Below are 13,057 nucleotides of genomic sequence, written 5' to 3' on the forward strand. Positions count from 1 at the left end.
GCCCATGACGGTGCGCTTCCGGGGCACCGCCGCGCGCCAGGCGCTCCTGCTGCGCGGGCCCGCGGGATGGGCCGAGTTCTCCCCGTTCCCCGAGTACGGCCCGGAGGAGTCCTCCCGGTGGCTCGCGGCGGCTGTCGAGGCCGGCTGGCAGGGCTGGCCGGCGCCGGTGCGGGACGCGGTGCCTGTCAACGCGACCGTCCCCGCCGTGGGGGCAGCCGAGGTCGAGGACGTCCTCGAGCGCTTCGGCCCCGTGCCCGCGGTGAAGGTCAAGGTGGCCGAGCACCGCCCCGGCGGCGGCCTGGTGGCGGGCGGCCACGCGGCCGACCTCGCCCGGGTGCGGCGGGTGCGCGAGCTGCTCCCGGAGGCCGCGATCCGCATCGACGCCAACGCCGGCTGGACCGAGGACGAGGCGCTGAACATGCTCACCGAGCTGGCCGACGTCGGCCTCGAGTACGCCGAGCAGCCCGTGCCGGGCATCGCCCCGCTGGCCCGTGTGCGCCGCGCCCTGCGCGAGCGCGGCGTCGCCACCCCGATCGCCGCCGACGAGGCCGTCCGCAAGGAGGACGACCCGCTGGCCGTGGCCGCGGCGGGCGCGGCCGACCTGATCGTGGTCAAGGTGCAGCCCCTCGGCGGAGTGCGGCGCGCCGCGGCGATCGTGGCGGCGGCGGGGCTGCCCGCCGTCGTCTCCTCGGCCCTGGACACCTCCGTGGGACTGGCCGGGGGAGCGGCCCTGGCCGCGCACCTGCCCTCCCTGCCGCACGCGTGCGGCCTGGGCACGGCGGCGCTGTTCGCCGACGACGTGGTCGCGCCCCCGTGGCGTCCGGTGGACGGGACGCTCCCCGCCCCCGGCGTCCGCGCTCCCGAACCGGACCCGGGTGCGCTGCGCCGGCTGCAGCTGGACCGGGAGGGGCGACGGCGGTGGGCCGAACGCGTGCAGCACGCTCACGCGGTCCTCGCGCAGATCTCCGGCTGACCTGGGGCGATGACGCGCCTCCTGGGATCTCGCCCCCCAGGGGGGACCCAGAGGGCAATACGACACGTCGACGAGACGAAATCTCGGTGCCACGCACTGTTTCGTCCCGGTTCACCTTGGTGTCCTTCGCCGCTCGACTCGGGGGGACAGGGTGGGGGAATGTCCGCGGGTGTCCGCGGGCATCGTGGCCCGGGGCCGCCCCACGGGCGGGCCCACCCCCTCTTGAACGACGCGAAGGACTCCCCATGCTCAAGCGCCTCCTGCCCATGTCCGGTCATACCCGCGGCAACCGTTCGGCTGTCACCTGCGAGCTCAAGTGCGGCAACGCGTGCTCGCACCCGATCCCGAACACCTCGGACAACGCCACCTTCCAGCAGATCGCCGAGACCGCGATCTCCCGCCGCTCGGCCCTCATGGGCGGCACCGGCCTGGCCGCGGCCGTCGTGATCGGCGCGAACATGGCCCAGGCCCCCGAGGCCCTGGCGGACAACGGCAACCACCCCACCGGCGGCGGCAAGCTGGACTTCACGGCCATCAAGCCCGTCCCGCGCACCGTGGACGACGTCACGGTCCCCGAGGGCTACGAGTGGGGCACGATCATCCGCTGGGGCGACCCGCTCTTCAAGGACTCCGAGGAGTTCGACATCCAGCACCAGACGGGGAAGTCGGCGGCCGGCCAGTTCGGCTACAACAACGACTACCTGAACATCATCTCCGACGGCGGCAACGACCGCTCGGGCTACCTCGTGTCCAACCACGAGTACACCAACGAGAACATCATGTTCTCCCCGGAGTACATCATCTCCCACCGCAAGGACGTGGTGGACGCCGGCATCCAGTCGCACGGCCTGTCCGTGGTGGAGCTGGAGCGCGCCAAGCGCGGCCAGAAGTGGGAGTACGTGCAGGGCGGCCGTCGCAACCGCCGCATCACCGGCACCACCCCCTTCAAGGTCACCGGCCCGGCCGCCGGCCACGCCCTGCTGAAGACCGTCGAGGACCCCACCGGCACCCGCGTGCTGGGCACCCTCAACAACTGCGCCGGCGGCACCACGCCGTGGGGCACCGTGCTCTCCGGCGAGGAGAACTTCAACCAGTACTTCAAGGGCCGCGGCACCGCCGAGGAGAAGCGCTACGGCATCGACACCAAGGCCACGCAGCGCGGCTGGGAGCTCTTCTACGACCGCTTCGACCTCACCAAGGACGGCTACGAGAACGAGGCCAACCGCTTCGGCTGGGTCGTCGAGGTCGACCCTGAGGACCCCACCTCCACCCCGGTGAAGCACACCCTCCTGGGCCGCTTCAAGCATGAGGCCGGCACCGCCGTCCTCTCCGGCGACGGCCGCGCCGTGGTCTACTCGGGCGACGACGAGCGCCACGACTACCTCTACAAGTTCGTCTCCGCGAAGAAGTTCGTCGAGGGCGACAAGAAGCACAACATGCGCCTCCTGGACGAGGGCACCCTCTACGTGGCCAAGTTCAAGGGCGACTCCCCGAAGTCCGAGATCGACGGCAAGGGCACCCTGCCCTCCGACGGCGCGTTCGACGGCGCCGGCGAGTGGATCGCCCTGGCGACCGACAAGAAGTCCCTCGTGCCCGGCATGTCCCTGGCCGAGGTCCTCGTCTACACCCGCCTCGCCGCGGACAAGATGGGCGCCACCAAGATGGACCGCCCGGAGGACGTGGAGACCAACCCGGTCAACGGCAAGGTCTACATGGCGCTGACCAACAACACGAAGCGCACCGAGGTGGACGAGGCCAACCCGGTCGTGGGCAACCGCGACGGCCACGTCGTCGAGCTGACCGAGAAGGGCGGCGACCACACCGCCACGACGTTCAACTGGGTCATCCTGCTGCTCGCCGGCGATCCGGCGGTCTCCTCCTCGGTCTACTTCGCCGGGTACCCCAAGGAGCTCGTGTCCCCGATCTCCTGCCCGGACAACGTGGCGTTCGACTCCGAGGGCAACCTCTGGATCTCCACCGACGGCCAGCCCGGCACGATCGGCCTCGCCGACGCCCTCCACAAGGTCACCCTGGACGGCCCGGAGCGCGGCCGCGTCGAGCAGTTCCTCGCCGTCCCCCGTGACGCCGAGACCTGCGGCCCGGTCATCCACGACCGCGACAACTCCGTGTTCGTCAACGTCCAGCACCCGGGCGAGGACGGCAACTGGGGCGCCCACACGTCCTCCTTCCCGGACTTCCTGTCCCCGGCCGGCCCCGTGCAGGTCGGCGACAAGGTCGCGGCCCCCCGTCCCTCCGTCGTGCAGGTCTTCAACGTGACTGGCAACAACGGCGTGGGCAAGGGCTCCGGCAAGGAGAAGGGCAACAAGGGCAAGGGCAACAACGGCCACGGCAACTCCGCCTTCGGCCACGCGCAGGGCAACGGCCCCAAGAAGTGACCCGGTGCGGGGAGTGATCCCCGCGCGGACGGGGCCGGACCCGCAGCATGGGGGCCGGCCGAGTCCCCCCTGACGAGGCCGCCACGGCACACCGCCGTGGCGGCCTCGCCGCGTCCGGGGGTCGCGCCGCCCCCGCTGTGCGGGGACGGCACGGGCCGGGGCCGTCCGGCTCTGCCCGCCTAGACTGGGGGCCACCATGACTTCCGCCGACTCCCTCTCCGTGGCGCGCGCCGTCGCCGCCGCCCTGACCGACGCCGGGATGAGGGACGCGGTGATCTGCCCCGGCTCCCGCTCCGCGCCCCTCGTGTACGCGCTGGCCGACCTCGAACGGCAGGGCCGGATCCGGCTGCACGTGCGGGTGGACGAGCGCGCGGCGGGCTTCCTCGCCCACGGGCTCTCCCTGGCCTCGGGCCGCCCCGTGGGGGTGCTCACGACGTCGGGCACGGCGGTCGGGAACCTGCTGCCAGCCCTCATGGAGTCCTTCCACGCCGGCACCCGCCTCGTGGCCCTCACGGCGGACCGGCCCGCGGAGCTGCACGGCTCGGGCGCCAACCAGACCACCGAGCAGGACGGCGTCTTCGGGCACCACACCCGCTTCTCGGCCACCATCGAGGCGGATCCCGCGGCGGGCCGTTCGGCGCAGCAGCACCTGAACGACGCCGGGGCCACCGTGCGCCAGGCCCTGCTGGCGGCGGACGGCTTCGTGTGCGACCCCGACGCCGGGTGCCCGGCCACGCGGGAGGCCGCCGTCCACGTCCGTGACGCCCCCGCGGGACCGGTGCACCTGAACCTGCGCTTCCGCGCCCCGCTGGTGCCGGACCCCCGGGAGGCCGCGGACATGGGCGCCCGCATCCCCGCGCAGACGCCCCCGTGCCCGGACGCCGACCACGGGCTGCCGGACCTCTCGGCCGACTCCCGCGCGCTGCCCGCCGTCGGCGACGCGCGCCGCGACGCCGCGGCCCGGGCCCCGTGGCGACCGGCCGGCGCGGACCTGTCCGGCCTGCCCGACCTCGACGCCTCCCGGCTGCGGGAGCGGCGCACCGTGGTGCTCGCCTGCCACGGCGCCGGTCCGGTGGCGGCCGCGTTCGCCGTCTCCCTGGGCCTGCCGCTGCTGGCCGAGCCCAGCTCGAACGCCCGGTTCTCCGTCAACGCGGTGGCGGCCTATCCAGCGCTGATCGGCTCCCACGGCGGGCGCGGCGCGGACAGCCACCCGCTGGCCGGGCGCATCGAGCGCGTCGTGCTCTTCGGCCGCCCCACGCTCACCCGCTCCGTCACGGCGCTGCTCGCACGCCCGGACGTGGAGACCGCGATCCTCCTGACCGAGCCCGCCCCGTGGTTCGAGGTGGGCCGCCGCGCCGAGCGGGTCGTGGGCTCCCTCGCGGAGCTCGCGTCCTTCGCGGGTCAGGGCGAGCCGGGATGGCTCGCCGCATGGCAGACGGCCTCGATGCGCGCCCAGGCCGCGGTGGAGGACGTCGTGCTGGACGAGGACACCGCGCACGGGCTCAGCCCGCAGAGCGTCGCCCAGGTGTGCGCGTCCGTGACACGGGGTCCGCTCGTGCTGGGATCCTCGTCCCTGATCCGGGACGTGGACCTCGCGTGGCGGCCCCCGACGCTGGCCCACGTGCACGTGTACGCCAACCGCGGCCTCGCCGGGATCGACGGGACGGTGTCCACCGCCATGGGGATCGCCCTGGGCACGGGCCGCCGCACCGTCGCCCTCCTGGGCGACCTCACGGCGCTGCACGACGCCGGCGGGCTGCTGGTGGGGACCACAGAGGCCGACCCTGACGTGGACCTCGTGGTGGTCAACGACACGGGCGGCGCGATCTTCGCCGGCCTCGAGCACGGCACCGTGGCACGGGCCCCGGGGATGGCCGGCGCCGTGGAGCGCTTCTTCGGCACCCCGCACGCCGTGGACCTGGAGGGCCTGGCCGCCGCGTACGGCGTGCCGTACGTCTGCGCCGCGGACCGGGTGGGGCTCGTGCACCTCCTCGCGGTCCCGGTGCGCGGCCGACGGCTCGTGGAGGTCCGCTGCGACCGCGCCGAGCGCCCGCGCGTGGCCGCCGCGATCGCCGCTGCCGTGCGCTCCACCTTCCCGGACCCCGCGTCCGAGCCCGCCAGCCCCGAGGAGGCCGCCCGATGACCGCAGAGACCCCGCGCCCGTCGTCCGCCACGGGCGCCGCCGATCTGCCCCGCCGCGCGGACGTGCTCATCTCCGGCGGCGGCCCCGCCGGGGCCACCGCCGCCGCGCACCTGGCCGCCGCGGGCCTGGACGTGGTGGTGCTGGAGAAGTCCGCGCACCCTCGCGAGAAGGTGTGCGGCGACGGCCTCACTCCGCAGGCCGTCCGCGAGCTGCAGCTGCTCGGCGTGCCCCACCGCGGGGAGGCCGGCGACGACGGCGGCTGGCAGCGCATCCGCGGCCTGCGCCTGCGTGCGGGCCGGCGCGGGGTGGACGTGCCGTGGCCGAGCACGCAGACGTGGCCGGACTACGCCCTGACGCGCACCCGCCGGGACTTCGACGCCATCCTCGTGGACCTCGCCCGAGAGCGCGGTGCCACCGTGCTCGAGCGCCACGCCGTCACAGGCGTCACCCGGGACGGCGCCGGACGCGTCGACGGGCTGAGCGCCGAGCTGATCGGGGAGAACGGCCGCAAGACCGGCGAGAGCGTCACCTGGCACGCCCCGATCGTGCTCTCGTGCGACGGCGTCTCGGCCCGTGCGGCCGTCTCCGCGGGCCTGCACCGGCGCGAGGACCGCCCCATGGGCGTGGCCGTCCGCGCGTACTACACGGCCGGCGCGGCCGTGGGAGGCGCCGCGCCCGTCCTGCCGGGGGACCGGGCGGAGTGGATGGAGTCCTGGCTGCGCCTGCCGGACGAGCAGGGGAATCCGCTGCCCGGCTACGGCTGGCTCTTCCCGCTCGCCGACGGCACGGTGAACGTGGGGCTGGGCATCCTCGACACCTCGCCCCTGTTCGGGACGCTGGACTACCGCGGCCTGCTGACCTCGTGGTCCGGCGCACTGACCGAGGAGTGGGGGATCTCAGAGGAGACCCGGTCCTCGAAGATCCTCGGTGCGGCCCTGCCGATGGCCTTCAACCGCACGCCCCAGCACGTGCCCGGGCTGCTGCTCGTGGGCGACGCCGCCGGCATGGTCTCCCCGTTCAACGGAGAGGGCATCGGCTTCGCGATGGAGGCCGCCCGCCACGCCGCGGACCTGGCGGTGGAGGCGCTCGCGGCGGGCAGCGCCGCCGGTGCGGACAGCGTGCTGGCCCGCTACCCCGTGCTCACGCAGCACCTGTGGGGCCGCCACTTCGCCCTCGGCGCCCGCTTCGCCCGCCTGATCGGCGACCCGCGCGTGATGCGCGCCGCGCTCGGCACGGGCATGGCCGTCCCTCCGCTGCTGCGTGCCGTGGTCAAGGTCATGGGCAACACGGTGGACGCGGAGGGAGGCGACGTCGTCGACCGTGCCGTCCGCCTCCTCGAGGCGGCCACCCCGTCGCTCACCACGGCGGACGACCCGCGGTTGGGTAGGCTGGCCGGGTGAGCACTGACCACGTCGGCATCGCCCTGCCCCCCGGATTCGACCACCTGGCCGAGCACGGCCGCGTGCTGGAGACCGTGCTGTCGGCCCTCGAGCAGGTGGAGGCGCAGCTGGAGGAGGCGCTTGCCTTCGACGACGAGTTCTCGCAGACCGCCACGGCCCACCTGCTGGCCGCCGGCGGCAAGCGCGTGCGTCCCGTGCTCACGGTGCTCGCCGCGCTGCTGGGCGATCCGGAGCTGGCCTCCGGGCAGGTGGCGCCCGTGGGGGCGCAGGCGCGCCAGGCCGCCGTCGTGATGGAGCTGACGCACCTGGCCACCCTGTACCACGACGACGTGATGGACGAGGCGGCCGTGCGCCGCGGCGCGCCCGCCGCGCACCGGCTGTGGGGCAACGCGGCGGCCATCCTGGCGGGCGACCTGATCTTCGCGCGCGCCTCCCAGCTCATGAGCGAGCTCGGACCGCGCGCGGTGCGAATCCAGGCGGAGACCTTCGAGCGTCTCGTGCAGGGGCAGCTGTGGGAGACCCGCGGCCCGTCCGCCGGCCAGGACCCCATCGAGCACTACTACCGGGTGCTCGGCGGCAAGACCGGCTCGCTCATCGCGGCATCGGGCGTGCTCGGCGCGCTGCTCGGCGGGGCGGACGAGTCCGCCGTCGCGGTGATGGGGGAGTACGGGGAGAAGGTGGGCCTGGCCTTCCAGCTCGCCGACGACCTGCTGGACCTCACCAGCACCGCCGAGACGCTCGGCAAGACCCCCGGCACGGACCTGCGTGAGCGCGTGGCCACCCTGAGCACGCTGCTGCTGGACCGCGCCGCGGCGTCCGAGGACGCGGCCGAGGCCGCCGAGGCCCGCCGCGTGAAGGAGCTCGTGGACGGCCCCCTCGACGACGACGCTCAGCTGGGCGCCGCCGTCGCCGCGCTGGTGGCACACCCCGCGTTCACGCGGGCGTGGGAGACGACGCACGACTGGGCGGACCAGGCCAAGGCCGCGCTGGCGCCCCTGCCGGACTCCGTGGTGAAGGAGTCCCTCGCGGGGTTCGCCGACTACGTGGTGGACCGCGCGAGCTGACGCCGGGCCGGGCCGGGCCGGCAGGTCCCGGTCGGCGAGCCGCCCGGGGATGACGGGCTGCTCCGGCGGCGACCCGACGGGCCTCAGTCGAGGAACGTCGGCGCGGGGTCGAGTGCGGCGGCCAGCTCCCGGGCCTTGCGCTCCCGGACCTCGGGGGCGACGGCGTGGCGCAGCTGCCGGTAGAGCAGGTCGCCCTCGTAGCGGGGGAAGACGTGCAGGTGGTAGTGCCACACGTGCTGGTTGCCGGCGGGCTCGTTGTGCTGGCGCGTGGAGATCCCGTCCGGGCTCCAGGCCGCCTTCATGGCCAGCGCCACCTGCTTCTCCATCAGGGCGATCCGCTGAAGCACACGGGAGGGCAGCTCGTAGAGGTTCTCGTGGTGCGCGGCGGGGCACACCATGGCGTGCCCCTCGTGCTCGCCGAAGCCGTCGCACGCGATCAGCACGAGGAGGTCCTCGTCCTGGTAGACGGTGTCCCCGAGCTCGCAGCGGTTGCCCGGGTCCGCCACGTTCCCGGCCACGAGCCCGCAGAACGGGCAGGCGTACCCCTCGGGGGCGTGCGAGCGCAGGGCGGGGGCGCCGCCTCGCGTGGTGTCCTCGGGCCCGCTCATCGGGCCACGCCCCGCTCCGCGCCGTCGTCCTCGTCCCCCGGGTCCTCGAAGGTCCACGCCAGCAGGTCGAGCACGAACTCGCTGAAGGTGCCGCCCTCGTCCTCCCAGGCGCCCTCCTCGGCCTCGGCCCCCGCAGACCGGCGCCACACGAGGGGGTCCGGCAGGGTCAGGTTGGCCACGGGCAGGCCCCACACCACGGTCTCGTCCTCGTCCTCGAGGAACATGAGGTAGCCGTCGCGGGCCTCGAGGTCGTCCGGATCCCAGAAGTAGTGGGCCGTCTCGAGCAGGTCGCCGCAGTTACCCAGGGCGAGGTAGAACTCGCGCAGCGCGGCGGGCAGGACGAAGGCGTCGCCCAGCTGCTCCGCGGCGGGGGCGGAGGGCAGGCGCTCCTCGATCTCCCGCGGGGAGAGGCCGTCGTCGGCGGCCCAGGGCTCCCCGAGCAGATCCGGGACGAGCTGCTGGAACGCGGGCAGGTACACGGGTGCGGGGGGCTTGGCGGGCATGGGGCCAGTCTAGGGGCGGTTCCCGACGGCCGCCCGGGCCGCCCGACGCTGCAGGCGCGAGCGGTGCAGCTGGTCCACCGTGAACACGATCAGGGAGAGCCAGATCAGCCCGAACCCGATCCACCGGGGGAGCGGCATGTGCTCGCCGAGCACCGTCACGGCGGCCAGGAACTGCAGGATGGGCGCGATGTACTGCAGCATCCCGAGCGTGGTGAGGGAGAGCGACTTCGCCGCCGAGGAGAAGAGGATGAGGGGGACGGCCGTCAGGACGCCCAGGCCGGCCATGAGCCAGAAGTGCCCCGGGCCCTCGGTCACCGTGGTCAGCAGCCCGGCCTGGAGCAGCAGGACCGAGCCCACCGCGAACACGGGCAGGAGCACCACGGTCTCCGCCGTCATGGTGGTCACCGCGTGCACCGGCACGGGGAAGCGCTTCTTCACGAAGCCGTACAGGCCGAACGAGAACGCCAGCACCAGGGCGAGCCAGGGGACGGCGCCGAGGGCCGCCGTCATCACGGCGACGGCGAGCACGGCGATCCCCACGGCGACCCATTGGAGCCGGCGCAGGCGCTCGCCCAGGAACAGCACGCCGAGGAGCACGTTGACGAGCGGGTTCATGAAGTACCCGAGGGAGGCCTGCAGCACGTTCCCGCTCATCACGCTGGCCGCGTAGACGAGCCAGTTCACGCCGATCACGCCGGCGGCGAGCGCCGTGGTGCCCCAGCGGGCCGGGGAGGACAGGGCGGTGCGCAGCTCGGGCAGCCGCCGCATGGCGGTCAGCAGCAGGAGGCAGAACACGAGGGCGAAGCCGATGCGGACCACCACGATCTCCACGGCGCCGGCCGGGGCGGTGGCGGCCATGTAGAGCGGCATCCCGCCCCACAGGAGGTAGGCCGTGAACCCCAGGGCGAGGCCGCGGGAGTCGTTGGCGGCAGCCGGGTCCACCGTGGGCAGGGCGCCCGTGTCCGGGGCGGAGGGCGAGGAGGCGGTCACCGGACCACTGTAGGGCCGCCCCCCGCCGTCGCGGCGGGAGCGGGGTCGTGAGGGGGCTCACCCGGGCGGCCCCCGCCCCGCCGGTAGACTGGGAGGTCGATCCCCGCGCGCCGCGCGCCGGCCCGCCCGCGGGCCTGACGCGGGCGCCGCCGTCGTCTTCCGGAAGGACCACCCCGACGTGACCGAACGCCCTGACCGCCCGCTGCGCATCGCCATCGTGGGAGCCGGCCCCGCCGGCGTCTACACGGCGGACATCCTGACCAAGGAGGAGCGGGACTTCCAGGTCAGCATCGACCTCTTCGACCGCTACCCGGCCCCCTTCGGCCTCATCCGCTACGGCGTGGCCCCGGACCACCCGCGCATCAAGGGCATCATCACCGCCCTGCACAAGGTCATGGACCGCGGCGACATCCGCTTCCTCGGCAACGTGGACTACGGGACGGACCTCACCCTCGAGGACCTGCGCCGCCACTACGACGCCGTGGTGTTCTCCACCGGCGCCGTGCGCGACGCGAGCCTGGACGTGCCCGGCGTGGAGCTCGAGGGCTCGTTCGGCGGCGCCGACTTCGCGAGCTGGTACGACGGCCACCCGGACGTGCCGCGAGAGTGGCCGATGGACGCGACCGAGGTCGCGGTGATCGGCAACGGCAACGTGGCCCTGGACGTGGCCCGCATCCTCTCCAAGCACGCCTACGACCTCCTGGTCACGGAGATCCCCGAGAACGTGTACCGCGCGCTCACGTCCTCGCCGGTCACGGACGTGCACGTGTTCGGCCGCCGCGGCCCGGCGCAGGTGAAGTTCACCCCGCTGGAGCTGCGCGAGCTGGCCCACTCCCGCGACGTGGACATCGTGCTCTACGAGGAGGACTTCGACTTCGACGCCGGCTCGGAGAAGGCGATCGCGGAGAACAACCAGGTGCGCACCATGGTGGGCACGCTCACCAACTGGCTCATGGAGCAGGAGGACCGCACGGAGCAGGCCTCCCGCCGCCTCCACCTGCACTTCCTCCAGGCCCCGGAGGCGTTCCTCGACGCCGACGGCGACGGCCGCCTCGACGGTCTGCGCATGCGCCGCATGGAGCTGGACGGGGAGGGCGGGGTCCGCCCGACCGAGGAGACCGCGGACTACCCCGTGCAGGCCGTCTACCGCGCGGTGGGCTACTTCGGCTCGCCCGTGGACGGCGTGGAGTTCGACGACGCCCGCGGCGTCATCCCGAACGCCGAGGGCCGCGTGCTCGACGCGGACGGGAATGCCGTGCCGGGGCTCTACGCCTCGGGCTGGATCAAGCGCGGCCCCGTGGGCCTGATCGGCCATACGAAGGGCGACTCGCTCGAGACCATCCAGCACCTGATCGAGGACGTGGACGCCCTCTGGACCGCCGAGGACCCGTCCGAGGACGCGGTGCTCGCGCTGCTCGCCGAGCGCGGCGTCCCCGTGACCACGTGGGAGGGCTGGCACGCCCTCGACGCGCACGAGAAGTCCCTCGGCGCGGCGGCCACCGAGGCCGGCCCGGTGGCCCGCGAGCGCGTCAAGGTCGTGGACCGCGACGAGATGACGCGCATCAGCCGCGGGGAGTGATCCTCCCGGCCTGACCCGACCACGACGGCGGGCACCCACCGCGGGTGCCCGCCGTCGTGGTGTGCGGGGGCGGCTACTCTGGCCCGGTGCCCCGCCTCCTCGCCGACCTCACGCCGCTGAAGGTCTCGCCCGCCTACCGGCGGCTGTGGGTGGGCAACCTGCTCTCCTCCGTGGGCACCCAGCTCACGCTCATGGCGGTGTCCCTCGAGGTCTTCGCGCTGACCGGCTCGTCCTTCGCGGTGGGCCTGCTGGGACTGGCGGCGCTCGTGCCGCTCGTCGTCGCGGGCCTGTACGGGGGCGCCGTGGCCGACCGCCACGACCGCCGCACCGTGGCGCTGTGCTCCTCCGCCGTCATGTGGGCGACGACCGTGGGCATCGCGGCGCACGCGTGGGCGGGGACCGAGTCCGTGCCCCTGCTCTACGCCCTCGTGGCCGTGCACTCCGGGGCCTCCGGCATCAACCAGCCCACGCGCGGCGCCATCGTCCCCGCGCTCGTGGGGCTGAAGCTGCTGCCCGCCGCCAACGCCCTGACCATGATGACCTTCTCCGTGGCCATGATGGTGGGCCCGGTGCTCGGCGGAGTCCTCGTGGCCACCGCCGGGTACGCGTGGACGTACTCGATCGACGTGGTCACGTTCCTCGCCGCGCTCTACGCCCTGTGGCGCCTTCCCCCGCTGTCGCCCGCGCGCGAGGAGGGCGAGGCCGCGCCGACGGGGCGCGTGGGGCTGGGCTCGGTGGTCGAGGGGCTCCGTTTCCTCGCCTCCCGGCCCACCCTGCGCATGACGTTCCTCGCGGACATCGTGGCCATGGCCACCGCATTCCCACGCGCCCTGCTGCCCGCGATCGGCGGCGTGGTCCTGGGCGGCGGCGAGTCCGCCGTCGGCATCCTGCTGGCCGCGATGGCCGCCGGCGCGTTCCTCGCCGGCCTGTTCTCCGGCTCCTTCACGCGTGTCACGGCGCAGGGCTGGGGCGTGTACCTCTCGATCTGCGCGTGGGGAGCCGCCGTGGCCGCATTCGGCGGCGTCGTGTGGTGGGCGCGCTCGATGCCCGAGGGCGACCCGCGCCTCGGTCTCGCGATGGCGCTGTGCGTGGCGTGCATGGCGGTGGCCGGCGCGGCGGACTCGGTCTCGGGCGTCTTCCGCAGCACCATCCTGCAGGCCGCGACGCCGGACCGGCTGCGCGGGCGGCTGCAGGGCGTGTTCGTGGTGGTCGTGGCCGGGGGCCCCCGCGTCGGCGAGATGATCACGGGCGGCGCCTCGACCCTCCTCGGGGAGGGGCTCACCCTCGTGGCCGGCGGCGTGCTGTGCGTGGTGGGCGTGAGCGTGCTGATGCGGCGGCAGCCGGGCTTCCTGGCCTACGACGCACGGAACCCCACGCCCTGAGCGGGCGCGGGGTTCCGGT

The 13,057-nt window shown here is 74.3% G+C and carries 10 protein-coding genes; 7 read left to right on the top strand and 3 right to left on the bottom strand.

What is annotated here, in order from left to right; all coding sequences use genetic code 11:
- Window positions 1–4 precede the first annotated feature (4 nt).
- From NJC10_RS00515 to NJC10_RS00535, 5 genes are all read left to right on the top strand, one after another.
- The gene (locus tag NJC10_RS00515) at window positions 5–973 is read left to right on the top strand and encodes an o-succinylbenzoate synthase (RefSeq protein ID WP_413466367.1); all 969 of its coding nucleotides are present in this window, start codon (window positions 5–7) and stop codon (window positions 971–973) included.
- A gap of 245 nt (window positions 974–1,218) precedes the next feature.
- On the top strand, window positions 1,219–3,369 hold the full coding sequence (locus NJC10_RS00520) for a PhoX family phosphatase (RefSeq protein ID WP_319073931.1): 2,151 nt from the start codon (window positions 1,219–1,221) through the stop codon (window positions 3,367–3,369).
- Window positions 3,370–3,565: 196 nt separating this feature from the next.
- Entirely contained in the window at window positions 3,566–5,512 is a 1,947-nt protein-coding gene (gene menD, locus NJC10_RS00525; protein WP_319073932.1) for a 2-succinyl-5-enolpyruvyl-6-hydroxy-3-cyclohexene-1-carboxylic-acid synthase, read from the top strand.
- Entirely contained in the window at window positions 5,509–6,912 is a 1,404-nt protein-coding gene (locus NJC10_RS00530; protein ID WP_319073934.1) for a geranylgeranyl reductase family protein, read from the top strand. Before menD ends, NJC10_RS00530 begins: the two co-directional genes overlap by 4 nt.
- Window positions 6,909–7,976: a polyprenyl synthetase family protein gene (locus NJC10_RS00535; RefSeq protein WP_319073937.1), complete on the top strand. Its 1,068-nt coding sequence runs from the start codon at window positions 6,909–6,911 to the stop codon at window positions 7,974–7,976. The genes NJC10_RS00530 and NJC10_RS00535 overlap by 4 nt, the downstream gene beginning before the upstream one ends.
- An 83-nt stretch (window positions 7,977–8,059) precedes the next feature.
- Here NJC10_RS00535 and NJC10_RS00540 read toward each other — a convergent pair whose 3' ends face one another.
- The 3 genes from NJC10_RS00540 to rarD are packed head-to-tail and all read right to left on the bottom strand — an operon-like array spanning window position 8,060 to window position 10,077.
- Window positions 8,060–8,584 carry an HIT family protein gene (locus NJC10_RS00540; RefSeq protein WP_248116121.1) on the bottom strand — a complete coding sequence of 175 codons (525 nt, stop codon included), beginning with the start codon at window positions 8,582–8,584 and terminating at the stop codon, window positions 8,060–8,062.
- Entirely contained in the window at window positions 8,581–9,087 is a 507-nt protein-coding gene (locus tag NJC10_RS00545) for a hypothetical protein (protein ID WP_248116119.1), read from the bottom strand. Before NJC10_RS00545 ends, NJC10_RS00540 begins: the two co-directional genes overlap by 4 nt.
- A gap of 9 nt (window positions 9,088–9,096) precedes the next feature.
- Window positions 9,097–10,077 carry an EamA family transporter RarD gene (gene rarD / locus NJC10_RS00550; RefSeq protein ID WP_298987074.1) on the bottom strand — a complete coding sequence of 327 codons (981 nt, stop codon included), beginning with the start codon at window positions 10,075–10,077 and terminating at the stop codon, window positions 9,097–9,099.
- A 178-nt stretch (window positions 10,078–10,255) separates the two neighbouring features.
- Here rarD and NJC10_RS00555 point away from each other — a divergent pair, with 178 nt between their 5' ends.
- Window positions 10,256–11,656, top strand: a complete 1,401-nt coding sequence (locus tag NJC10_RS00555) for an FAD-dependent oxidoreductase (protein ID WP_319073944.1) — start codon at window positions 10,256–10,258, stop codon at window positions 11,654–11,656.
- 86 nt (window positions 11,657–11,742) lie between these two features.
- Window positions 11,743–13,038, top strand: a complete 1,296-nt coding sequence (locus NJC10_RS00560) for an MFS transporter (RefSeq protein WP_319073947.1) — start codon at window positions 11,743–11,745, stop codon at window positions 13,036–13,038.
- Window positions 13,039–13,057: the final 19 nt, after the last annotated feature.

The sequence above is a fragment of the Micrococcus sp. M4NT genome, assembly GCF_033790745.1.
Lineage (GTDB): Bacteria > Actinomycetota > Actinomycetes > Actinomycetales > Micrococcaceae > Micrococcus.